The sequence below is a fragment of the Nonomuraea sp. NPDC049646 genome (genome assembly GCF_044465525.1).
Taxonomy (GTDB): Bacteria; Actinomycetota; Actinomycetes; order Streptosporangiales; family Streptosporangiaceae; genus Nonomuraea.
On record NZ_JBITLU010000032.1, the window covers coordinates 37,137 to 59,308 of the forward strand.

General features: G+C 74.4%; 18 protein-coding genes. 7 read left to right on the top strand and 11 right to left on the bottom strand.

Annotated features, from left to right (window positions below; all coding sequences use genetic code 11):
* The first annotated feature begins 29 nt into the window (after positions 1-29).
* Together ACIBQ8_RS49520 and ACIBQ8_RS49525 are read left to right on the top strand one after the other, a co-directional pair.
* On the top strand, positions 30-698 hold the full coding sequence (locus ACIBQ8_RS49520) for a LuxR C-terminal-related transcriptional regulator (RefSeq protein WP_397179033.1): 669 nt from the start codon (positions 30-32) through the stop codon (positions 696-698).
* A complete protein-coding gene (locus ACIBQ8_RS49525; protein ID WP_397195692.1) occupies positions 695-2,233 on the top strand; it encodes a DUF2690 domain-containing protein in 1,539 nt (512 codons plus the stop codon). Before ACIBQ8_RS49520 ends, ACIBQ8_RS49525 begins: the two co-directional genes overlap by 4 nt.
* A gap of 15 nt (positions 2,234-2,248) precedes the next feature.
* Here ACIBQ8_RS49525 and ACIBQ8_RS49530 read toward each other — a convergent pair whose 3' ends face one another.
* The 5 genes from ACIBQ8_RS49530 to ACIBQ8_RS49550 all read right to left on the bottom strand — a co-directional run bounded on the left by ACIBQ8_RS49530 (position 2,249) and on the right by ACIBQ8_RS49550 (position 9,383).
* A complete protein-coding gene (locus ACIBQ8_RS49530; RefSeq protein WP_397195693.1) occupies positions 2,249-3,829 on the bottom strand; it encodes a serine/threonine-protein kinase in 1,581 nt (526 codons plus the stop codon).
* Positions 3,830-3,900: 71 nt separating this feature from the next.
* Complete coding sequence (locus ACIBQ8_RS49535) at positions 3,901-6,690, bottom strand: FAD-binding and (Fe-S)-binding domain-containing protein (RefSeq protein ID WP_397195694.1); 2,790 nt, start codon at positions 6,688-6,690, stop codon at positions 3,901-3,903.
* 20 nt (positions 6,691-6,710) lie between these two features.
* Positions 6,711-7,724, bottom strand: coding sequence for a zinc-binding dehydrogenase (locus tag ACIBQ8_RS49540; RefSeq protein ID WP_397179029.1), 1,014 nt, complete (start codon positions 7,722-7,724; stop codon positions 6,711-6,713).
* Entirely contained in the window at positions 7,724-8,572 is an 849-nt protein-coding gene (locus ACIBQ8_RS49545; protein WP_397195695.1) for a fumarylacetoacetate hydrolase family protein, read from the bottom strand. The genes ACIBQ8_RS49540 and ACIBQ8_RS49545 overlap by 1 nt, the downstream gene beginning before the upstream one ends.
* 46 nt (positions 8,573-8,618) lie before the next feature.
* Entirely contained in the window at positions 8,619-9,383 is a 765-nt protein-coding gene (locus tag ACIBQ8_RS49550) for an IclR family transcriptional regulator (protein ID WP_397195696.1), read from the bottom strand.
* A gap of 123 nt (positions 9,384-9,506) precedes the next feature.
* Between ACIBQ8_RS49550 and ACIBQ8_RS49555 the strand changes: the two genes are divergently transcribed.
* Genes ACIBQ8_RS49555 through ACIBQ8_RS49565 form a run of 3 tightly spaced genes read left to right on the top strand, consistent with a single transcriptional unit; the run spans position 9,507 to position 11,693 of the window.
* Complete coding sequence (locus tag ACIBQ8_RS49555) at positions 9,507-10,883, top strand: MFS transporter (protein WP_397179026.1); 1,377 nt, start codon at positions 9,507-9,509, stop codon at positions 10,881-10,883.
* Positions 10,884-10,942: 59 nt separating this feature from the next.
* Positions 10,943-11,374, top strand: a complete 432-nt coding sequence (locus tag ACIBQ8_RS49560) for an SRPBCC domain-containing protein (RefSeq protein WP_397179025.1) — start codon at positions 10,943-10,945, stop codon at positions 11,372-11,374.
* Positions 11,361-11,693 carry a metalloregulator ArsR/SmtB family transcription factor gene (locus ACIBQ8_RS49565; RefSeq protein ID WP_364335006.1) on the top strand — a complete coding sequence of 111 codons (333 nt, stop codon included), beginning with the start codon at positions 11,361-11,363 and terminating at the stop codon, positions 11,691-11,693. The genes ACIBQ8_RS49560 and ACIBQ8_RS49565 overlap by 14 nt, the downstream gene beginning before the upstream one ends.
* A gap of 20 nt (positions 11,694-11,713) precedes the next feature.
* Here the strand turns inward: ACIBQ8_RS49565 and ACIBQ8_RS49570 are convergent, their stop codons facing one another.
* Together ACIBQ8_RS49570 and ACIBQ8_RS49575 are read right to left on the bottom strand one after the other, a co-directional pair.
* Entirely contained in the window at positions 11,714-12,898 is a 1,185-nt protein-coding gene (locus tag ACIBQ8_RS49570) for an MFS transporter (RefSeq protein WP_397195697.1), read from the bottom strand.
* Between the two features lie 153 nt (positions 12,899-13,051).
* Positions 13,052-15,295: an arylsulfatase gene (locus tag ACIBQ8_RS49575; protein WP_397195698.1), complete on the bottom strand. Its 2,244-nt coding sequence runs from the start codon at positions 15,293-15,295 to the stop codon at positions 13,052-13,054.
* A 110-nt stretch (positions 15,296-15,405) separates the two neighbouring features.
* Here ACIBQ8_RS49575 and ACIBQ8_RS49580 point away from each other — a divergent pair, with 110 nt between their 5' ends.
* Complete coding sequence (locus ACIBQ8_RS49580) at positions 15,406-15,993, top strand: TetR/AcrR family transcriptional regulator (RefSeq protein WP_397179022.1); 588 nt, start codon at positions 15,406-15,408, stop codon at positions 15,991-15,993.
* A gap of 93 nt (positions 15,994-16,086) precedes the next feature.
* On the opposite strand, the gene katG is transcribed toward ACIBQ8_RS49580, so the two are convergent.
* The 3 genes from katG to ACIBQ8_RS49595 form a co-directional block, all read right to left on the bottom strand.
* Positions 16,087-18,315 carry a catalase/peroxidase HPI gene (gene katG / locus ACIBQ8_RS49585; RefSeq protein ID WP_397195699.1) on the bottom strand — a complete coding sequence of 743 codons (2,229 nt, stop codon included), beginning with the start codon at positions 18,313-18,315 and terminating at the stop codon, positions 16,087-16,089.
* 34 nt (positions 18,316-18,349) lie between these two features.
* Positions 18,350-18,787: a Fur family transcriptional regulator gene (locus ACIBQ8_RS49590; RefSeq protein WP_352327424.1), complete on the bottom strand. Its 438-nt coding sequence runs from the start codon at positions 18,785-18,787 to the stop codon at positions 18,350-18,352.
* 94 nt (positions 18,788-18,881) lie between these two features.
* Positions 18,882-20,507 (bottom strand): ABC-F family ATP-binding cassette domain-containing protein, encoded by a 1,626-nt coding sequence (locus ACIBQ8_RS49595; RefSeq protein ID WP_397179020.1) that lies wholly within the window; start codon positions 20,505-20,507, stop codon positions 18,882-18,884.
* A 316-nt stretch (positions 20,508-20,823) separates the two neighbouring features.
* On the opposite strand from ACIBQ8_RS49595, the gene ACIBQ8_RS49600 reads away from it, so the two are divergent.
* Complete coding sequence (locus tag ACIBQ8_RS49600) at positions 20,824-21,429, top strand: TetR/AcrR family transcriptional regulator (RefSeq protein ID WP_397179019.1); 606 nt, start codon at positions 20,824-20,826, stop codon at positions 21,427-21,429.
* A 26-nt stretch (positions 21,430-21,455) separates the two neighbouring features.
* Here the strand turns inward: ACIBQ8_RS49600 and ACIBQ8_RS49605 are convergent, their stop codons facing one another.
* Positions 21,456-22,130 carry an ankyrin repeat domain-containing protein gene (locus ACIBQ8_RS49605; protein WP_397179018.1) on the bottom strand — a complete coding sequence of 225 codons (675 nt, stop codon included), beginning with the start codon at positions 22,128-22,130 and terminating at the stop codon, positions 21,456-21,458.
* Positions 22,131-22,172: the final 42 nt, after the last annotated feature.

Genomic DNA, 22,172 nt, shown 5'->3' on the forward strand with positions numbered 1-22,172 from the left:
CTCGTTCGCAGCCTGCCGCGGAGCAAGACGTGATCCGGATCGCCGTGATCGACGACCACGAGCTGATCCGCCATGGGCTGGAGTACCTCCTGCACCGGCACGAGGACCTGCAGGTGGTGCTGCGGGGCTCGTCCGTCGGGGACCTGCGCGGCTTCGACGCCGGGTACGACGTGCTGATCCTCGACCTCTACCTGGCCGAGGACCGGCCGTGCCTGGCCGCGGTCAAGGAGCTGGCGGCCGTCACGCGGGTCCTCATCGTGTCGGCCTCCGGACGGCCCGCCGACGTGCTGGCGGCGATCCGCTGCGGCGCCAACGGGTACGTCACCAAGGACGCCCCCTCCGAGCTCATCGTCGCCGCCGTGCGCACGGTGGCCGCGGGCGGCTTCTACCTGTCGGCGGGCCTGGCCGACATCCTGCAGAGCGAGCTGGACGACAGCGCCCGCCCGCCCGCGGGATCCGGCGCCCAGGAGGAAGGCGAGGGCGGCGAGGCCCCGCCCCGGCTGTCGGCCCGGGAGGAGGAGACCCTCTCCTACATAGCCCAGGGCTTCACCCACGCCCAGGTGGGCCGCCGGATGGGCCTCAGCAAGGCCACGGTGGACACCTACGTCGAGCGCATCAGGGCCAAGCTGCAGGTCGGCAACAAGGCCGAGCTCACCCGCGCGGCGCTCAACCGGCTCGAACGCCGCGACCGGCCGTGAGCCCTCCGCGACCGCCGCGCCCGCCCGGCACGGCGGTCGCCGGCATGGAGCGCGGCCGGGCCCTCACCATGGTGGTCGTCCGGGTGGGCGCGCTGGTGTTGTGCGGGTCGCTGGAGGTGCTGGGCGACGGGCGGTGGCTGACGCTGGGGCCGCTGCCGTACCTGCTGGGGGCGATGGGCGCGGTCAGCCTGCTGGTGTGCGTGGTCACGGCGGCCCGCGCCGCGCTCCCGCCCCGCTGGCTGCTCTGCGTGGACCTCGGCCTGGTGACGGCGGCGGTGCTCGCCGCCGGTCACCACGCGGGCTCGCGGGTGACCGACGGCTGGCCTGGCACGGTCCTGCCGTACGTGCTGCTCGTCGGCATCATGGCCGGCATCTCCTTCCGCACGTTCCCCGTCGTGCTGGCGTGGACGGCGGCGCTGGGCGGCGCGCTCGTCCTCGGGTACGTCCAGTCGGACCTGGCCTGGTGGGCCGGGCTGCCGCACGTCGCCGGGCTGACGACGAACGCCACGATGGCCGCGTACGTCATGCGCATCCTGTTCAGGACCGCCGGCGACCTGGACCGGGCCAGGGCCGAAGAGCTGCGCCGCTCGGCGCGGGTGGCGGAGGAGTCGCAGTGGCTGCGCGCCTTCCTGCGCGGCGACGACGGCGATCCGGCCGAGGACGTCGTGGCCGCCCTGGAGGAGGTCGTGCGGCAGGCGGTCGGCAGCGGGCTGCGGGTGGAGTTCAACGCGGGCCGGCTGCGTTCGGCGCCGGAACGCGAGGGCATGCCGGCCGAGGTCGTCGAGGCGCTGAGCGGCATCCTGCGCGAGGCGCTGACGAACGTGCGCAAGCACGCGGGCGTGCGGCACGCCGTGGTGCGGGCCGAGTGCCGGTCCGGGACGCTGGCGCTGAGCGTGCTCGACCACGGCAGCGGCTTCGACCCGGACGCGCCGACGACCGGTCTCGGCATCGCCCGTTCCATCCGGGACAGCGCCCGCGCGGTGGGCGGCAGCGCCGACGTCGAGGCCGCTCCCGGCGAGGTTGGCGGCATGCGATCACACCGGACGGCGGTCCTGCTGGCGGCGGCGGCTCTGGCCCTGCTCCCGGTCACGGGGGCGCACGCGGACGACGGCCCCGCGGACGCCCGGCCGGCCGGCCGGACCTGCTCCGGCACGGCCTGCGACGGCAAGGACCCGGCGCTGACCGGCTGCACGGCGGGCTCCTCCACCGTGGCGTCCAAGTGGGTCCGGGCCTTCGGCGGCTACCTCGAACCGCGGTACGGCCCCGGCAAGGGCGGCACCTGCCAGGTCAACTGGGCCAGGTTCACCAAGCGTGGGCAGGGCGCGGACTACAACGTGTGGGTGGAGCGCAGACCGGGCGTGCGGGCGGCCGCGGGCGACGACAAGAGCCTGACCCAGTACTCCGGCGGCGACGAGGGCACCGGGGTCATCTACTCCGACCAGGTCTGCGCGCCCGAGGTCCCGGCGCGGGCCTGCGTCGAGCCCGCCCGTGCCCGCCGCGCCGCGAGCTCGGCCGTCTGCGCGGACGCCGTCTGACCCGGCCCGCGCGGGTCAGCCGAAGCCGTTGGGGCACAGGAAGCTCTTGATCGAGCCGGGCGCGCTCGCCACCAGCGCCGGGCGGCCCTCCAGGGAGCAGAAGTTGCTGCCGATCTGGGCGTCGAGGAACCGGGACGCGTTCCGCCGCGCGATCAGGTCGATGGCGCCGACGCTCGGGGAGGACAGCTCGGCGGCGACCCACGAGCCGACGCATCGTTTGCGGGCGACCACGGCGTCCTGCGGCAGGCTGCCGCCGTTGAGCGCGGCGGCCTCCCTCAGGATCGAGCCCGAGGAGGCGCACGGCAATGTGCGGGGCCTGCTCTTGGTGGGCGTCTCCTCGGGCGTCTTCTCGGGCGTCTTCTCCGGCGTTTCGGTCTCGGTCGGGGTGTCCTCCGGGGTGTGGGTCTCCTCGGGGGTCTCGCTCTCCTCCGGCGTGTCCGTCGGGTCCGGGTCCGCGGAGGTGGCGGGCGGGTCGGTGTAGGAGGAGGTGGGCCCGTCGTCCGTGGACGGCAGCGCCTCCGGCGTGCCGGCCGCGTTCAGCGCGAACGCCGCGCCGACCGCCACCACGGCGACGACCGCCACCACCGCGGCCCCCACCGGCCACAACCGCGCCCGCCCGCCGGACGACGGCGGCCCCAGCGGTCCCTGCCCGCCGGACGACGGCGGCCCCAACGGTCCCTGCCCGCCGGGCGGGGGCGGCGTCAGGGGCAGTGTGCCGGGTGGAGGCGGCGGGGGTGTCAGAGGGAGCGTGCCGGACGGGGGCCGGGGCAGGAGGAGCGTGCCCGACCGGAGCGCGTCGAGCAGCTCCGCCGCCCCGGGACGCGCCGCCCTGTCCTTGGCGAGCGCCGCCCGGACCAGGTCGCGCACCTCCTCGGGCACCCCCGACAGGTCGGGATCGACGCTCATGACCCGGTAGGCGAGCACGTCGGGCGCCCCCAGGCCGAACGGCGGCCGCCCGGTCGCGGCGTAGACCATCAGCGCGCCCCAGGCGAAGACGTCGGCGGCGGCGTCGGCCTGGTCGCCCCGGTACTGCTCGGGGCTGATCCAGCCGGGCGAGCCGATGAGCGCGCCGGTGCCGGTCAGCCCGCTCTCGTCGAGGGCGCGGGCGATCCCGAAGTCGAGCACCTTCGCCCCGGACGCGGCCAGGATCACGTTGCCCGGCTTGAGGTCGCGGTGGACGATCCCGGCCCCGTGGATGTCGGTGAGCGCCTCGGCGATGTCCACCCCGAACGCGACCAGGTCGTCCGGCGGCAGCGGCCCGTGGTCGCGTACGTGCTCGGTCAGCGTGGGGCCGGGCACGAACTCGGTGGCCAGCCACGGCGGCGAGGCGCCGGTGTCGGCGGACAGGACCGCGACCGTGCAGCGCCCGCGCACCCGCGACAGCACCTCGACCTCGCGCACGAACCGGTCGTGGAAGTGCGGGTCGGCGGCCAGCCCCGGATGGATGACCTTGACCGCGACCCGCCCGCCGTCGGGCGCGACCCCGGCGTAGACCACGCCCATGCCGCCCGCGCCCATGCGGCCCACGATCCGGTAGGGACCGATGCGCTCGCGTTCGTCCATCTCCAGGGGGCCGAAGCCGCCGGGGTCGCTCATCGTGCTCCCGATCGCCGGATCTTCGCAACAGCGACGATCTTATTGACACATCGGTGTAAACCGCGCCCCCCTCAGGCGGTTGCTTCGTCGAGGAGCTCCAGGAGGTGCCGGTAGGTCTGGCCGGTGGCGCGGGTCAGGCCCAGCTCGCAGGTGCGGTTGACCGAGGCGTGCGCGGCGCAGCCCGCCTCGGCCACGGACGCGGCCTCGGCGCGGGTGGCCGAGGCGGTCAGCTCGGGGTGCAGCAGGCCGCGGTCGCCGGCGAAGGCGCAGCACTGCCAGCCGTCCGGGATCACGACCCGCTCGGCGACCGCCTCGGCCAGGCAGGTGACGGCGGCGTCCAGGCCGAGGCGGGTGGAGGAGCAGGTCGGGTGGAGCGCCAGCGACGGCACGCGGCGCGGCTGCGGCAGGCGGGGCAGGACGTGCTCGGCGGTGAAGGCGACCGCGTCGACGACCCGGAGGCCGGGCACCAGGTGGGCGTAGCCCTCGGTGCAGGAGGCCGCGTCGCTCACCACGGGCAGCCTGCCGCCGTCGGTGGCGCGCGCGAGCACGTCACGCACGCGCTCGCCCATGGCCTCGTGGCCGTCGACGAAGCCCTTGGACGACCACGGGGTGCCGCAGCACAGGCTGGCGATCTTCTCCGGGACGTGCAGCGTCAGCCCGGCGCGGGCGGCCAGGCGCTGGAAGGCGGTCATCACGCCGGGGCCGCCGTCGGCGGGGGCGAACAGCGTGTTCAGGCAGGACGGCAGGTAGACGGCGTCGGCGTCGTCCGCCGGGGACGGGCGGCGCCTGGTGCCGCCGCGCGGCAGGTCGCGGCTCCACCGCGGGACGTCGTCCGCCCCGGCCAGGGCGCGGGCGGCGCGCGAGGCGGTCTCCGGGAGCGCGGGCGGGACCGCGGCGGCGGTGTCCAGGGCCAGGTTCATGGCGCGGGTGACGCCGTCCCAGTGCTTGGCGGCGCTCTTCCAGCCCGCGCGGGCGGCGCGGCCGTGGCGCTCGGCGCGCAGGCGTTTGGTCAGGTCGCCGGTGTTGATGAGGACGGGGCAGGCGGTGGCGCACATGCCGTCCACGGCGCAGGTGTCGACGGCGTCGTAGGCGTAGGCGTCCGCCAGCTCGCGGGCCAGGGCGTGGTCGCCGGCCGCCTGCGCGGCGGCCAGCTCGCGGCGCAGCACGATGCGCTGGCGCGGGGTGGTGGTCAGGTCGCGGCTGGGGCAGACGGGCTCGCAGTAGCCGCACTCGACGCAGCGGTCGACCTCGGGCTCGACGGTGACGACGGTCTTGAGGTCGCGCAGGTGGGCCTCGGGGTCGTCGGTGAGGACGACGCCGGGGTTGAGCGTCCCGGCCGGGTCGCACAGGCGTTTGACCTCGCGCATCACCTCGTACAGCTCGTCGCCGTACTGGCGGCGCACGAACGGGGCCATGACGCGGCCGGTGCCGTGCTCGGCCTTCAGCGTGCCGCCCCTGGCCAGGACGGCCTCCACCATGTCCTCGGTGAACTCGGCGTAGCGGTCGAGGTCGGTGGCGAACCGCTCGTTGAGCATGAAGTGCAGGTTGCCGTCCTTGGCGTGGCCGAAGACGACGCTGCGCTCGTAGCGGTGCTGGGCGAACAGGGCGGTCAGGTCGTCGCACAGGTCGGCCAGCGCGGGCACGGGGACGGCGACGTCCTCCAGCAGGGCGGTCGTGCCGCTGGGGCGGGCGCCGGCGACGGTGGCGTACAGGCCCTTGCGGATGTGCCACAGCGCGGCCCGGCCGCCGGCCTCCCTGCTCAGCCGGGCGGGGGCGGCCAGGCGCAGCCCGGCGAAGACCCGCTCGGCGGCCCGCTCCCGCTCGGCGAGCAGCTCCGCGTCGGACTCCTGCCATTCGACCAGCAGCGCGGCGTGCTCGGCGACGGTCATCGCGCGCAGCGTCTCGTCGGCCTTGGGGTCGGTCCGGGCGACGCGCAGGGACTCGGCGTCCAGCAGCTCGACGGCGGCGGGCCCGGCCGCGACCAGCTCCGGCACCGTGGCCATCGCCTCCCGCAGGGTCGGGAAGACGAGCAGGCCGGTGGCGGCCAGGCGGTGGGCGGGGACGGTCCGGAAGACGGCCTCGGCGACGAAGCCGAGGGTGCCCTCGCTGCCGATGACCAGGTGGGCGAGGATCTGCGCCGGGTCGTCGTGGTCGAGGAAGCTGTTCAGTCCGTAGCCCATGGTGTTCTTCAGCGAGAACTGCTCCTGGACGCGCCGCACCGAGCCGGGGTTGCCGCGGATCCGGTCGCGCAGCCTGGTCAGGCCGTCGGCGAGGTCGGGTTCCAGGGCGCGCAGCCGCTCGTCGGCGTCGGGGGCGCCGGTGTCCAGGACGGTGCCGCTCGGCAGCACCAGCGTCATCGACTCCAGCGTGCGGTAGGTGTTGGCGTGCGTGCCGCAGGTCATGCCGCTGGAGTTGTTGGCCACGACGCCGCCGATCGTGCAGGCCGACTCGCTGGCCGGGTCGGGGCCGAGCTTGCGCCCGTACGGGGCCAGGCGGGCGTTGACCTGCCGCAGCACGGCGCCGGGCTGGACCCGTACGCGGGCGCCGTCGTCGAGCACCTCGATCGAGCGGAAGTGCCGGCGGGTGTCCACGAGCAGGTGCTCGCTGACGCCCTGCCCGCTGAGGCTGGTGCCGCCGGAGCGGAAGGTCAGCGGCAGGCCGGTGCGCAGCAGCGCGGCGACCTGGCCGGCGCTCTCGGCCACCAGCACGGCCTGCGGGGTCAGCAGGTAGTGGGAGGCGTCGTGGGCCATGCCGAGCCGGTCGCTCGCGCGGGCGCGGGTGATCCCCGGGACGGCCGTCTCGACCGCCGCCAGGACGGCGGCGTCCGGCGCGTTCAGCCGTCGCGGTTCACGGTGGGTCATGCTCGTGCTCACTTCCAGGTTCATTGCCGGGGATCGATGTGGATCTTGGGCCCCGGGCCGGCGCCGGGCGGTCGCCGTCCGGCCAGCACGCCGGCCGTCTCGGCGAGCCCGACCGTGGCGGCCACCAGCGGACGGGCGTCCACCGAGCCGCCGGCGTAGGCGTCGATGGCCCCGGCCAGCCCCGCCGAGCCGCCCAGGACGCCGACCGCGGTGACGTCCTTGAGCACCAGCTCGCGGGTGTCGAGCGTGGACGGCGTGCCGGCCAGGCCGATGTAGACGACGCGGCGGGCCGGTTCGGCCAGGCCGAGGGCGAGGGCGGGCATCGCGGCGGCGTTGGTGGCGTCGATGACGGCGTGCCAGGGCAGGCCGGGCAGCGTCGCGCGGGTATGGGCGTGCCGGAACCCCAGGCCCGCGGCCAGGCGCAGGTCGGGCTCGGCGCGGCCCATGAGGTGCACCTCGGCGCCGCCGGCGCGCGCGAACAGCGCGGCCAGCAGGCCGATCGTGCCCGTGCCCAGAACCAGCAACCGCTCCCCCGCCTCCAGCCCCGCCGCGCGGACGGCGCGTAAGGCGTTGCCACCGGGCTCGACCAGCGCGCCCGAGGTAGCGTCCACCGTATCGGGCAGCCGGTGGAGCGCCGCGACCGGGACGGCGAGCCGCTCGGCCAGCGCTCCCGCGGCGCCCCGGCTGATGCCCAGCTCGGCCAGGTCGGGGCACACGTGGTGGCGGCCCTGGCGGCAGCGGTCGCAGCGCCCGCAGCCGAGCATGGTGTCGCCGACGACCCGCCGCCCCAGCCACGCCGGGTCCACGCCCGCGCCCAGCTCCGCGACGCGCCCGCACCACTCGTGGCCGGGGCGCAGCGGGTAGCGGGAGCGGCCGGTGCGCAGGTAGCTCATCCCGCCGCTGAACAGCTCCATGTCGGTGCCGCACACGCCGGCGCGCTCGACGTCCACGACCACCTGGCCGGGCCCCGCCGAGGGGGGCTCGACCTCCTGGACCTCGGCCGCGCCCGGCCCGGTCAGGACGAGCGCCCGCACTACCGGGGCTCCACGACCCGCTGGCGCTGGCTGCCGAGCCCGTCGATGCCGAGCTCCATGACGTCGCCCGGCCGCAGCCAGATCTGCGGGTCGTGGCCCATGCCGACGCCGGGCGGGGTGCCGGTGTTGATCAGGTCGCCGGGCTCCAGCACCATGAACTGGCTCAGGTGGTGCACGATGACGTACGGGTCGAAGATCATCGTCTTGGTGCTGCCGGTCTGGCGGCGCACGCCGTTGACGTCCAGCCACATGCCCAGGTTGCGGACGTCGGCCAGCTCGTCGGGGGTGACCAGCCAGGGGCCGGCCGGGTTGAACGTCTCGGCCGACTTGCCCTTGCTCCACTGGCCGCCGCGTTCCATCTGGAAGGCCCGCTCGCTGACGTCGTTGACCACGCAGTAGCCGGCGATCGCGTCCGCGGCCTCCTCGACCGAGTCCAGGTAGGAGGTGCGGCGGCCGATCACGATGCCGAGCTCCACCTCCCAGTCGGTCTTGGTCGAGCCGCGCGGGATGCGCACCTCGTCGTCCGGGCCGACCAGGGTGTTGGGCGACTTGGTGAACAGGATCGGCTCGGCGGGCACGGCCTGGCCGGTCTCGGCGGCGTGGTCGCTGTAGTTCAGGCCGATGCACAGGATCTGGTGCGGGCGGGCGATCGGCGCGCCGACGCGCTCGCCGGCGAACGCCTGCCGCGGGCCGGCGGCCACCCGCTCGGCGAGCAGGGCGGGGCCGCCCGCGGCGAAGAAGCGCTCGTCGAAGTCGGGGGTGAGGTCGGAGACGTCGACGTAGTGGTCGTCGTCCACGCGGACGACCGGCTTCTCGGCGCCGGGCGCGCCGATGCGCATGAGGTACAAGGGGATCTCTCCGGTTCTGTACAGGTCAGGGAACGGGCTGTGCGGGTCAGGGGAGGTGGTGGCCGGCGACGACGGCGCGGATGGCCGGCACGTCCTCGACGAGCACGCTCAAGGGGGTGCGGTAGGCCAGGCCGCTGATGCTGACCGCGCCGCTCGGCACGGTGGGCGAGGTCAGGTACGCCGGGACCGCCACGCAGTTGACGCCCGGCTCGTTCTCCTGGTCGTCGGCCGCGTAGCCCTGCTCGCGGACGCGCACCAGCGCGGCGTGCAGCTCCTCGGCGGTGCCGACCGAGCGTTCGGTGGGCCGCTCCAGCCGCCGGTCGCCCACCCAGGCACGCACCGCGGCCTCGTCCCGCAGCGTCCCGGCCAGCAGCATCTTGCCGACGGCGGTGCAGTGGGCCGGGTTGCGCCCGCCGACGACCGAGGTCAGCCGGACCGCGCCGGACGGCGGGTCGAGCTTGGACCGGTAGACCACCGACGTGCCCTCCAGCACCGCGTAGTGCACGGTCTCGCCGTAGCGGTCGCACAGCGCCTTGAGGATCGGGGTGACCCGGACATGGTCGGGCCGGGCCTCGTGGTGGGCGAAGGCCATGCGCAGGAACTCGTCGCCGAGCACGTACCGGCCGTGGCCGTTCTGGACGGCGAGCCCGGCGCGGCGCAGCGCGGCCAGGGCGCGGTGGGCGGTCGGCTTCGGGCTGGAGACGGCGCGGGCCATCTCCTCCAGGCCGATCCCGTCGGGGTGCCGGGCGAGCTCGGCCAGCACGGCCAGCACGCGGTCGGCCCCCACCAGCTTGGCGTCACCGTCGGACATGTTCCGAAGGTTAGACCACCGTTCCGGAAAACGGAAGTTCGCCGCGATCGGGCGCGGCATTGACGCAACCAATCGGTTGCCATACTGTGGCAACCGATTGGTTGCTACTACTGGGAGGCCGCAATGAGTGTTCCTGTCGCGACCGTCGAGGCCGCCCCGCCGCGCCTCGGCGGCAGACAGCGGTTGATCGCGTTCGTCCTGCTCGGCGCCGGTTTCATGCTGGCGGTCGACTTCTCGATCCTGAACGTCGCCCTTCCCCAGACCGGCGCGGGCGTCGGGCTGAGCCCGGCCCAGTGGCCCTGGATCACCTCGGCGTACGCGCTGCCTGCGGCCGGGTTCACCCTGGTGTTCGGCCGGACGGCCGACCTGTTCGGCCGGCGGAGGCTGTTCCTGGCCGGCATGGTCGTGCTGGCCGGGGCCTCGCTCCTCGGCGGCCTCGCCGGCGGGCCCGCGACGCTCCTGACCGCCCGGGTGCTGCAGGGCCTGGCCACGGCGATGACGGTCCCCGCCGCGCTGTCGCTGCTCACCACCACCTTCAAGGAGGGCCCGCTGCGCGCCCGCGTCCTCGGGCTGAACGGCGCCCTGCTGTCCGGCGGCTTCACCGTCGGCGCGCTGCTCGGCGGCGCGCTGGTCAGCCTGCTGAGCTGGCGGGCGGCGTTCCTGTTCAACGTGCCGGTGGCGGTGGCGATCGTGGTGCTGGCGCCGTTCCTGATCCGCGAGAGCGTGCTGCCGGAGCGGGTGCGGCTCGACCTGCCGGGAGCGGTCACCGTGACCGGCGGCCTGCTGGCGGTGATCTACGCGGCCGTCGAGAGGAACCTCCTGGCGGCCGTCGCGGGCGTGCTGCTGCTGGGCGCGTTCTGGCTGATCGAGCTGCGCGCGCCCGCGCCGCTCGCGCCGGTGCGCATCCTGCGGCGGCCCACGGTGAAGTGGGGAAACTTCGCCGGGTTCGTCATCTTCACGATGGAACCCGCCATGATCTTCCTGGTGACGATCTACCTGCAGCGGGTGCTGGGCCTGTCGCCGCTGGTCACGGGCCTGGTGTTCGGCATCCCCGGGCTGGCCTCGGTGGTCGCCGGGGTGATCGCCGGGCGGTTCGTCGGACGCCACGGCAGCCGCCGCGTCCTGGTCGCGGGCATGACGGTCCAGGCGCTCGCCACGCTTCCCGCCGTCTTCCTCGGGACCGGCTGGACCGTGCCGGCGATCCTGGTCCCCGCGCTGTTCGTCGGCTTCTTCGGGCACGTCACCGCGATCGTCGCCTACACCGTCACCGGCACCTCGGGCCTGCCGGACGAGGAGCAGGGGCTGGCGACCGGGCTGACGTCGATGACGCAGCAGGTGGCCGTCACCGTCGGCATCCCGCTCCTCGGCGCGGTCGCCGCCACGCGCGCCGGGGAGGTGGCCGGCATCCGCCTGGCCCTGCTGGTGGACGTCGCGGTGACGCTCGCCGCCGTCGTCCTCGTCTCCTACGGCCTGCGCCGGCACCCGCGGCCGGAGCAATGACCGTCCACCCGCCGCCACGAGGTGTGGCACCCTTTTCCCTGCTGCATATGGAGGTCGTCATGGGATTCCCCGATCGGGTCGAGCGCACCGTCGAGCTCGCCCACCCGCCAGGCAAGGTGTGGGCGGCGCTCACCACTCCCGAGGGGCTGGCCGCCTGGTTCGGCCAGGAGGCGGCGATCGAGCTGCGCCCCGGCGGTCCGGCGCGGATGAGCTGGAGCGACGGGCACACCGTCGACCTGCGCGTGGAGCGCGTGGAGGAGCCGTCGGTGTTCGGCTTCACCTGGCCGGTCTTCGGCATGCCGGAGGGCGACCCGCGCCGCACGTACGTCGAGTTCACCCTCGAACCGGCCGGCACGGGCACCCGGCTGACCGTCGTCGAGACCGGCTTCGCCCAGTTGCCGGACGACCACCACCGCAAGGCGTACGACGCCCACGCCGAGGGGTGGGCGAGCGAGCTGGGCGAGCTGGCCGGGCACCTTGACGCCGCCTGACATCGAGGCGGTGGCCGAGCAGGTCTTCGTCGCCCTGGCCGACCCGAGCCGGCGAGCCGTCCTGGCCGAGCTGGCCGCCCGGGGCCCGGCCACGGCGACCGACCTGGCCGCCCGCCTGCCGATCACCCGGCAGGCGATCGCCAAGCACCTGACGCTGCTGGGCGAGGCCGGTCTGGTGACGGCCGAGCCCGGTGAGCGCCGCCGCGTCCGCTACCGGCTGCGCTCGGCTCCGATGCGGGTGGCCCAGCAGTTCCTGGCCGCGCTGGCCAGCGACTGGGACGGCCGCCTCGACGCCCTGCGCGACCACCTCGACGGCTGAGCGCCCGTCCCCTCCCCCGCTCACGCGGCCCGGCGGGGACGGGTGAGCCAGGAGAACGACCCGGCCATCACGAGCGCGACCAGCCCGCCCGCCACCATCGCGGCCGAGACCGAGAAGGCGTCGACGACCGTGCCGCCCAGGAGCGCGCCGAGGGCGAAGGTCGCCTGGAACGACGAGGTGAACACGACGGTCGCCGCCTCCGGCGCGTTCGGCGCGGCCCGCAGGAACCACGCCTGGGAGCAGACCGGCACGCCCCCGTAGGCCAGCCCCCACACCACCAGCAGCACGACCGCGCCCGCCGGCGACGTGCCGGCCAGGGGCAGCAGCGCGGTGGCCGCCGCGATCAGCCCGCCGCAGACGGCGAAGGTCAGACGGGGCGCGGTGGCCACGGCCCGGCCGGCCAGGAAGTTGCCCGCGACGCCCGCCGCGCCGTAGGCCAGCAGGACGGCGCTGACGGCGGCCGGCGGCAGGCGGGTGACGTGCTCCAGGAACGGCGTGACGTAGGTGTAGGTGCCGAAGTGCGCCAGCACGACGAGGAACGTGCCCAGCAGGGCGATCCCGGTGCCGCGTACCCGCAGCAGGTCCAGCAGCACGCGCGCGCCGGTGACCTGACGGGCGGGCAGCGGCGGCAGCACGCGCAGCAGCGCGACCAGCACGAGGACCGAGAGCCCGGCCAGCACCAGGAACGCCGCCCGCCAGCCCGCCAGGTGGCCGATGAAGGTCCCGGCCGGCACGCCGAGCACCGAGCCCAGCGGCACGGCCGAGAAGATCACCGCCGTCGCGGTGCCCACGGCGGCCGGCGGCACCAGCCGGGACGCCAGCCCCGCCGCGATCGACCAGAAGCCGCCGATGGTGAGCCCGACGAGCACCCGCGAGGCGAGCACCACCCAGTAGGCCCCGGCCACGGCCGCCAGGACGTCGGCGGCGGCCAGCACCGCCATCAGGACGCAGAGCATCACCCGGCGGTCCAGCCGGGCGGTGGCCACGGTCAGGACGGGCGCCGCGACGGCGGCCACGAAGCCGGGCAACGTCATGGTCAGCCCCGCCGTGCCGTCGGTGACGCGGAAGTCGGCGCCGATGGTCGTCAGCAGGCCGATGGGCAGGATCTCGCTGGTGACGATGGCGAAGATGCCGAGGGTGATCGAGGCGACCGCGAGCCAGGAGATCAGCGGCGGGCGCGGCGGGGCGAGGGTGGTGGTTGCCATGGTTCCGTTCCAGGACAGGGGTTGATCTACGGCGAACCAGCCAACCAGGCACGACGTCCCCGGCACCGGCCGATTTCGGACCACACCGTCAACCCGCCCCGGACCGGGCCGTCAGTCGGCGTGGACCGCACCGTCACCCCCCGGGCCGGGCCGTCAGTCGGCGTGGAGGGCGGTCCGCAGGCCGGCGAGCAGGTCGGGGGTCGCGGCGCCCGGCGTCCTGAGCCGGACCGACAGCAGCCGCCCGTTCCACCGGGCCGGGACGCGGTACCGGCCGGAGACGGGCAGCCCGAGGTCGTGGCCGAGCCGCAGCCCGGCCCCGCCGTGCTGGAGCGCGACCGGCAGCAGGCCGTCGAAGGCCAGGCTGCCCACCACGACCCCGCCCTGCGACAGGTGGAACGCCGAACCGGCGGGGCCCGTCGTGTGGACGACGTCCACGGACTGGCGGCCGGCCGGCAGCGGGCGGTCGGCGGTGAGCTCCAGCGGCTCCCCGGCGCGGGAGAAGGTGAAGGCCAGACGGCCTCCGGTGACGTACAGGGCGAAGCCGCCGTTCCAGTCGCCCAGCGCGAACAGCACGCCTTCGGGCTCGCGGGCCGCCTCGATCTCGGCCGTCCAGCGGAAGCCGCCGAACAGCAGCGGCAACGACTCGTCGCACACGGGCGAGGCCCCGGGCCGGAACGTGCGGTCGTCGCCGGGCGGCCAGGCCGGCCCGATGAGCGCGCCGAAGCGGGCCACGAGGTCGTCGTACAGCGGCAGGACGTGGTTGCGCCCGGCCTCGCGGTCCCACAGCCGCCGCAGCTCGGCGACCACCTCCGGATGCCCGGCGGACACGTCGGCGGACTCGGAGAAGTCGGCCGCCAGGTCGAACAGCGCCCAGTGGTCGGCGTCGAGGTCGCGGCTGCCGGTGAGCAGTTCCTCCTCGTCCGGGACGCCCGTGGAGACGTGGTCGGTGGTGACCTTCCAGCGGCCGTGGATGAGGGAGCGCGAGCCCAGCATCTCGAAGTACTGGGTCGTGCGCGGCGCGGGCGCCGCGGGGTCGCCGAAGGTGGCCAGGAAGCTGGCCCCGTCGACCGGCTGCTGCTCGATCCCGTCCACGACGTCCGGCGCGCGGATGCCGATCGCGTCCAGCAGGGTCGGGAACAGGTCGTTGACGTGCACGATCTGGTCGCGCACCGCGCCGCCGCCGCCGATCCCCGCCGGCCAGTGCACGATGAGCGGCGTACGGGTGCCGCCGAGCCAGGTGTAGCGCTTCCACAGCCGGAACGGTGTGTTCCCGGCCCACGCCCAGCCCCACGCGTAGTGGTTGTAGGTGCGCGGCCCGCCCCAGTCGTCGTGGTGGGCCAGGTTGTCCTGCGGGGACTCGCGGATGCCGGCGGAGAAGCGGTGCTCGTTGACGCTGCCGTCCACGCCGCCCTCGGCGCTGGCGCCGTTGTCGGAGAAGATCACGACGATGGTGTCGTCGAGCCGCCCGGTCTCCTCCAGGTGGGCGATCAGGCGGCCGAGCTGGGCGTCGGCGTGGGTGAGGAAGCCGGCGAAGACCTCCTGCTGGCGGGCGTAGAGGCGGCGCCGGTCGGCGGTGAGGCCGTCCCAGGCGGGCACCCAGTCCGGGCGCGGGGTGAGCACGGTGCCGGGCGGGACGACGCCCGTCTCGGTCTGGCGCCGGAAGATCTCCTCCCGCCAGGCGTCCCACCCCTGGTCGAAGCGGCCCCGGTAGGGCCGGCTCCACTCGGGCGGGACGTGGTGCGGGGAATGCGTGGCGCCGAGTCCGAGGTAGAGGAAGAAGGGTTTGCCCGGGGCGGCGTGGCGCTGATCGTCGAGGTGGCGGACGGCCTGCGTGAGGAGGTCCTCGGTGAGGTGGTAGCCCTCCTCGGGGGTGGCGGGCGGCTCCACGTGATGGTTGTCCCGGACGAGGTTGGGCGCGTAGTGGTTGGTGTCGCCCTGCAGGAAGCCGTAGTAGCGCTCGAAGCCCTGGCCGAGCGGCCAGTGGCCGAACGGGCCGGCGGCCGAGCGCTCGTAGCGCGGCGTGAGGTGCCACTTGCCGATGGCGATGGTGGAGTAGCCGTGGTCGCGCAGGATCCGGGGCAGGGTCGCGGCCGAGCGCGGGATGCGGGCGGTGTAGCCGGGGTGGTCGAGCGGGAGGTCGGCGAGGAAGCCCATGCCGACGGCGTGGTGGTTGCGCCCGGTGAGGAAGCAGGCGCGCGACGGCGAGCACAGGGCGGTCACGTGGAACCGGTTGTAGCGCAGGCCGCCGGCCGCGAGCCGGTCGATGTGCGGCGTGGCGATGCCGGAGCCGAAGCAGCCGAGCTGGGCGAAGCCGGTGTCGTCCAGGACGACGGCGAGGACGTTCGGAGCGTGCTCCGGCGGGCGGCCGGCCCGGCGGAAGATCGGTTCTGCGGTCACGGCGAGGCTCCTGCCAGGAGAGGCGTACGGTTCTGGACAGCAGACGGCACGAGAGTAAGACAGGTTGTCTTAATCCGCGACGATACCTCGGTGATCCGGAAAAGGTGGGAATGCAGGCCAAAGAGAAAATTCTCCTGGCGGCCGAACGGCTCTTCGCCGAGCGCGGGCTCGACGTCTCGCTCCGGGAGATCGCCGTCGCGGCCGGGCAGGGCAACCATTCGGCGGTCCAGTACCACTTCGACGGCAAGGCCGGCCTGATCGACGCCCTGTACGCCCACCGCATGACCCCCCTCAACGAGCGCCGCCGCGAGCTGATCGGCGACCTGCGCGCCCGCGGCCTGGAGGAGGACCTTCCCGCCCTGGTCACCGCGTACCTGGCCCCGCTGGCCGAGCATGTGCTCGCCCACCCGGGCGCGAGCTGGTACCTGCGCTTCACCAGCCGTTACGTGCTGTCCGGCGGCTACCGTTCCTGGCCCTACTCCAGCGACCACCATCCCGGGGTCGCCGAGCTGGCCGCCCTGCTGCGGCGGCGGCTGCCCGGCCTGACGCGGGAGCGGCTGCGGGTGCTCAACCTGCACGTCGTCGTGGTGCTGGCCGACCTGGAGCAGCGCCTGGGCGACCCCGCCTTCGACGCCGGGCGGGCCGCGGCGGCCGTCGCCGACCTGCGCGTCACCGCCCAGGCCCTGCTCACCGCCTGACGTGCGGCGAGACGGGCGGCCGGTCCCGCCGCCCCGCAGGTTCCCGGGCACGCGGAACGCCCGGGGCGACCGCCCCGGGCGTTCCGGTCACGCTCAGGCCAGGTCGAACCGGTCGAGGTTCATGACCTTGTCCCACGCCGCGACGAAGTCACGGACGAACTTCTCCTCGGCGTCGTCGCTGGCGTAGACCTCGGCGACCGCGCGCAGCTCGGAGTTCGCCCCGAAGACCAGGTCGGCGCGGGTGCCGGTCCACCGCACCTCGCCGGTGGCGGCGTCGCGGCCCTCGAAGACGTTGGCGTCCTCGGTCGGGTGCCACGTCGTGCCCAGGTCGAGCAGGTTGACGAAGAAGTCGTTGGTCAGCCTCCCCGGGGTCGTGGTGAGGACGCCGAGCGTCGACTGCCGGTGGTTGGCGCCCAGCACCCGCAGGCCGCCCACCAGGACGGTCATCTCCGGCGCGCTCAGCGTCAGCAGGTTGGCCCGGTCGAGCAGCAGGTACTCGGCCGGCAGGCGGTTGCCCTTGCCGAGGTAGTTGCGGAACCCGTCGGCGACCGGCTCCAGCGCGGCGAACGACTCCACGTCGGTCTGCTCCTGCGTGGCGTCCGCGCGTCCCGGCGTGAAGGGCACCTGGACGTCGAAGCCGGCCTCCTTGGCGGCCCGCTCGACGCCCGCGCACCCGGCCAGCACGATCAGGTCGGCCAGCGAGACCTGCTTGCCGCCGGTCTGGGCGCCGTTGAAAGCCTTCTGGACGCCCTCCAGCGTGCCCAGCACGGTCGCCAGCCGGTCGGGGTCGTTGACCTCCCACGCGCTCTGCGGCTGCAGGCGGATGCGCGCGCCGTCGGCGCCGCCGCGCTTGTCGCTGCCGCGGAAGGAGGAGGCCGAGGCCCACGCGGTGGAGACCAGCTCGGACACCGACAGCCCCGTGGCGAGGATCTGCTCCTTGAGGGCGGCGACGTCGGCCGCGTCGACCAGCTCGTGCGTCACCGGGGGCAGCGGGTCCTGCCACAGCAGCGGCTCGGCCGGGACCTCCGGGCCGAGGTAGCGGGCCAGCGGGCCCATGTCGCGGTGGGTGAGCTTGAACCAGGCGCGGGCGAAGGCGTCGGCGAGCTCGTCGGGGTGCTCCAGCCAGCGGCGGGTGATCTGCTCGTAGATCGGGTCCACGCGCAGGGCCAGGTCGGTCGTCAGCATCGTCGGGGCGTGCCGCTTGGCCGGGTCGTGGGCATCGGGCACGGTGCCGGCGCCGGCGCCGTCCTTCGGCCGCCACTGGTTGGCTCCGGCAGGGCTCTTGAACAGCTCCCACTCGTAGCCGTAGAGGATCTCCAGGAAGCTGTTGTCCCAGGTCGTGGGGGTGGTCGTCCAGATGCCCTCAAGGCCGCTGGTGATGGCGTCGCCGCCCTTGCCGGTGCCGTAGCTGTTGCGCCAGCCGAGGCCCATCTGCTCGATCGGGGCGGCCTCGGGGTCGGGGCCGACGTTGTCGGCGGGGCCGGCGCCGTGCGTCTTGCCGAAGGTGTGGCCGCCGACGATGAGGGCTGCGGTCTCCTCGTCGTTCATCGCCATGCGGCGGAAGGTCTCGCGGATGTCGCGGGCCGCCGCCAGCGGGTCGGGGTTGCCGTTGGGGCCCTCGGGGTTGACGTAGATGAGGCCCATCTGGACCGCGGCCAGCGGGTTCTCCAGCTCGCGGTCACCGGTGTAGCGCTGGTCGCCGAGCCAGGTGGACTCGGGGCCCCAGTAGACGTCCTCGTCGGGCTCCCAGGCGTCCTCGCGGCCGCCGGCGTAGCCGAAGGTCTGGAAGCCCATCGACTCCAGGGCCACGTTGCCGGTGAGGATCAGCAGGTCGGCCCAGGAGATCTTGCGGCCGTACTTCTTCTTGACCGGCCACAGCAGGCGGCGGGCCTTGTCCAGGTTGCCGTTGTCCGGCCAGCTGTTGAGCGGCGCGAAGCGCTGCTGCCCGGCCCCGGCGCCGCCGCGCCCGTCGCTGATGCGGTACGTGCCCGCGCTGTGCCAGGCCATCCGGATCATGAACGGGCCGTAGTGGCCGAAGTCGGCCGGCCACCAGTCCTGCGAGGTCGTCAGCACCTCGGCGATGTCCCGCTTGACGGCCGCGAGGTCGAGGGTCTTGAACTCCGCGGCGTAGTCGAAGCCCTCGCCGAACGGGTTGGCCACGGCCGGGTTCTTGGCCAGGATCTTGACGTTGAGCCGCTCCGGCCACCACTGGCGGTTGCCGCCGCCCTGGGTGGGGTGCGGGGCGCGCTCGTGCGCGACCGGACAGCCGCCCGAGTCCTCCGACTTGGCGTCTGTGACGATCGCATCATGGTTCTCAGACATGGGAATCCTTCCGGACGAGGCGGAATCTGGGTGCTCAGGAACTGCTGCCGGTGGAACAGGCGGGGCACAGGCCCCAATAGATGACCTCGGCCTCGTCGATGGCGAAGCCGCGGTCGTCGGAGGCGGTCAGGCAGGGGGCGTGGCCGACGGCGCAGTCGACGTCGGCCACGGCGCCGCAGGACCGGCACACGAGATGGTGGTGGTTGTCCCCGACGCGGCCCTCGTACAGGGCCGAGCTGCCAGGGGGGTCGAGGCGGCGGACGAGCCCCGCGGCGGCGAGCGCGTGGAGGGCGTCGTACACGGCCTGCAACGAGATATGACCCACGCGCTCGCGCACCCCGGAGGCGATCGCCTCGACCCCGAGGTGGTCACCCTCCCGGACGGTCTCCAGCAGCGCGACCCGGGCGGCGGTCACCCGCAGCCCGGCGCCGCGCAGCTCCTCGGCGGTCGTCGGAGCCTTCGATGCGGTCATAGCCGCCAAACCTACCTATACAAACCTGAATGACACAAGAGAACGAACCATCCAAGTTTAGTAATATGTCCGGAAATAGCCCCCTAGAAGGGCGTCACCCCTGGTCCGGCCCGCCGCCCTCCAGCAGCCGCCCGCCGGACAGCTCCAGCCGGCGGTCCACCCGGATCTCCGCCAGGAACCGCTCGTCGTGGCTGACCACCACGAACGCCCCCTCGTACGCCCCGAGCGCGCTCTCCAGCTGGCCCACGCTGACCAGGTCGAGGTTGTTGGTCGGCTCGTCCAGCAGCAGGAGCTGGGGCGCCGGCTCCGCGCACAGCACGCAGGCCAGCGTGGCGCGCAGCCGTTCGCCGCCCGACAGCACACCTACCCGCAGATGGGCGCGCGCCCCCCGGAACAGGAAGCGGGCCAGCAGGTTCATCCGCTCGGCGGCCGGCATCGCGGGGGCGAAGGCGGCCAGGTTCTCGGCCACGGTCAGCTCGTCGTCGAGCAGGTCGAGCCGCTGCGACAGGTAGGCCACCCGGCCGTCGGCCCGCCGGGCGGTGCCGCCGTCGGGCTCCAGGTCGCCGGTGATCAGGCGCAGCAGCGTGGACTTGCCTGCGCCGTTGGGGCCGGTCAGCGCGATGCGCTCGGGCCCGCGGACGACCAGGTCGATGCCGGGCTCGGCGAACAGGCCGCGGGCCATGAGGTGCTCGCCCTGGAAGACCGTGCGCCCGGCGGGCACGTTGGTGCCCGGCAGTTGCAGGGAGATGCGCTGGTCGTCGCGCAGGGCGCGGCCCGCCTCGTCGAGCCGGGCCTTGGCGTCGCTGACGCGGGCGGCGTGCGTCTGGCCCGCCCGGCCGGCCGACTCCTGGGCGCCGCGCTTCATGTTGCCGGCGAAGATGCGCGGCAGGCCGGCGTTCTTGAGGTTGCGGGCGGCGTTGCCGGCCCTGCGCTCGGCGCGCTCGCGGGCCTGCTGCATCTCCCGCTTCTCGCGCTTGAGCTCCTGCTCGGCCGTGCGCACGTTGCGCTCGGCGGCCTCCTGCTCGGTGCGCACGGCCTCCTCGTAGGCGGTGAAGTCGCCGCCGTAGAAGCGCACCTCGCCCCGGTCGAGCTCGGCGATGCGGTCCATGCGGTCGAGCAGGGCGCGGTCGTGGCTGACCACGAGCAGGCAGCCCTTCCAGTCGCCGAGCACGGCGTGCAGCCGGTTGCGGGCGTCCAGGTCGAGGTTGTTCGTGGGCTCGTCGAGCAGCAGCACGTCGGGACGCCGGAGCAGCTGCGCGGCCAGGCCGAGCGAGACGATCTGCCCGCCGCTCAGCGTGCGCAGGGTGCGGGCGAAGTCGAGGTGGCCGAGCCCGAGCCGGTCGAGCTGGGCACGGGTGCGCTCCTCGATGTCCCAGTCGTTGCCGATGGTGGTGAAGTGCTCCTCGGCGGTGTCGCCCGCCTCGATGGCGTTGAGCGCGGCGATCACCGGGGCGATGCCCAGGACCTCGGCCACGGTCAGGTCGCCGGCCAGCGGCAGGCTCTGCGGCAGGTAGCCGAGCACGCCGTTGACGGACACGCCGCCCGAGCGCGGCCGGTACTCCCCGGCGATCAGCTTGAGCAGCGTGCTCTTGCCGGCGCCGTTGGGGGCGACCAGGCCGGTACGGCCGCCGGGCACGCTGAAGGACAGGTCGCTGAAGACGGGGGTGTCGTCAGGCCAGGAGAAGGACAGGTTGGAGCAGACGATGAACGCGTCGGACATGTGAAGAAGACCTCGACGGAGAACGCGGGCATGCCGAAGCCGCCCGGTGGAAGGACAGGGATTCGGGAAACGACGAACGCGGCCGCGCCGGCGGCGCTCACGCGCACACGCCCGGGGCCGATCAACCTCCGGTATCACCCGGAGATGTCGTCGTCACCTGCCATGTCTGGTCTCCTAGCTGAGAATCACAAGCATTTCACACCATAGCAGGCGTCCAGCATGCTCCGGACGCCCGCCTCCCGCACGCCCGCCTCCCGGACGCCCGCAGAGGCCGCCCGGCTAGCATGGACCGCCCGGTCCACTCTGGAGGCTGATCGTGCGCACGCTGACCCGCAAGGGAGCCGCCACCCGGCAGCGCATCCTGGAGGGCGCGGCCCTCCACATCCGCGAGCACGGCGTGGCCGCCACCACCCTCGACGACGTGCTGGCCAGGACGGCGACCAGCAAGAGCCAGCTCTTCCACTACTTCCCGGGCGGCCGGGAGGAGCTGCTGCTGGCCGTGGCCCGCCTGGAGGCCGACCGGGTGCTGGCCGACCAGCGTCCCCAGCTCGACGCCCTCACCTCCTGGGAGGCCTGGCAGGCGTGGCGCGACAAGGTCGTCGGGCGCTACCGGCGGCAGGGCCGGCTGTGCCCGCTCAACTCGGTCACCTCCCACCTGGGCAGCGGCACGCCCGGCGCGCGGGCGGTGGTCACCGAGCTGATGCGGCGCTGGCAGGGCGAGATCGCCGCCGGCGTGCGGCACATGCAGGCCGCCGGCGAGATCGACCCGGGCCTCGACGCCGACCGCGCGGCGGCCGCGCTGCTCGCCGGCATCCAGGGCGGCGTGCTGATCCTGCTGTCCACCGGCGAGACCACCCACCTGGAGGCCGCGCTCGACCTGGGCATCGCCCACCTGCGCGACAGCGGCCCCGGCGGCTCCTGACGAGCCGCCCCGGGGGTCACGCCGCGTCAGTGGGCTCCGGCTGCGCGGAGCAGGGCGGCCACCTCCCGCTGGCCCTTGGAGACGGCGTGGGCGAGCGGCGTGACGCCGTCGCGGTCGGCCAGGTCGACGTCGGCGCCCGCCGCGATGAGCAGCCGCACGATCTCCTGGTGGCGCTCGCCGCCGTCGCCGAGGATGACCGCCTCCAGCAGGCCCGTCCAGCCCAGGTCGTTGACGTGGTCGACGTCGATGCCGGTCTTCAGCACCTCGCGCACGTACTCGACGTGCCCGCGCTCGCAGGCCGGGATGAGGGAGACGCCTCCGTACCGGTTGCGCCTGGTCAGGTCGGGCCCGGCGGGCAGCAGCGCCTTGAGCATCGCCACGCTCCCGGTGACGCCGGTGACCAGCCAGGGGGTGTCCTTCCTGGCGTCCTGGGCGTCGGGGTCGGCGCCCGCCGCGACGAGCACCTTGGCCACCTCGACGTGATCGGCCGCCGCCGCGAGCAGCAGGGCCGTACGGCGTTGCCCGTCGCGGGCCTCGACGTCGGCCCCGGCGCCGAGCGCGTCCCGGACGGCGGCGGCGTCCCCGCGCGCGGCTCCCGCCAGCAGTTCCTCGTCGGCCATTCCCGCTCCCTTCACCTCGCGCCCGCCGCAGGCCGCGAGCATCAGACCGAGTCCCCAGGTGAGGATGGCTCGGCGGTTCATCCCCTCATCCTTCCGTCCGCCCGCCCCCGGCGGCGCGCCGGG

Bases quoted from the DNA above. Each gene is read 5' to 3' on its own strand.
- ACIBQ8_RS49580 (WP_397179022.1), top strand. From the start codon at position 15,406: ATGCAGGCCAAAGAGAAAATTCTCCTGGCGGCCGAACGGCTCTTCGCC.
- ACIBQ8_RS49530 (WP_397195693.1), bottom strand. From the start codon at position 3,829: ATGAGCGACCCCGGCGGCTTCGGCCCCCTGGAGATGGACGAACGCGAG.
- ACIBQ8_RS49535 (WP_397195694.1), bottom strand. From the start codon at position 6,690: ATGACCCACCGTGAACCGCGACGGCTGAACGCGCCGGACGCCGCCGTC.
- ACIBQ8_RS49570 (WP_397195697.1), bottom strand. From the start codon at position 12,898: ATGGCAACCACCACCCTCGCCCCGCCGCGCCCGCCGCTGATCTCCTGG.
- ACIBQ8_RS49555 (WP_397179026.1), top strand. From the start codon at position 9,507: ATGAGTGTTCCTGTCGCGACCGTCGAGGCCGCCCCGCCGCGCCTCGGC.
- katG (WP_397195699.1), bottom strand. From the start codon at position 18,315: ATGTCTGAGAACCATGATGCGATCGTCACAGACGCCAAGTCGGAGGAC.
- ACIBQ8_RS49590 (WP_352327424.1), bottom strand. From the start codon at position 18,787: ATGACCGCATCGAAGGCTCCGACGACCGCCGAGGAGCTGCGCGGCGCC.
- ACIBQ8_RS49605 (WP_397179018.1), bottom strand. From the start codon at position 22,130: ATGAACCGCCGAGCCATCCTCACCTGGGGACTCGGTCTGATGCTCGCG.
- ACIBQ8_RS49550 (WP_397195696.1), bottom strand. From the start codon at position 9,383: ATGTCCGACGGTGACGCCAAGCTGGTGGGGGCCGACCGCGTGCTGGCC.
- ACIBQ8_RS49560 (WP_397179025.1), top strand. From the start codon at position 10,943: ATGGGATTCCCCGATCGGGTCGAGCGCACCGTCGAGCTCGCCCACCCG.
- ACIBQ8_RS49595 (WP_397179020.1), bottom strand. From the start codon at position 20,507: ATGTCCGACGCGTTCATCGTCTGCTCCAACCTGTCCTTCTCCTGGCCT.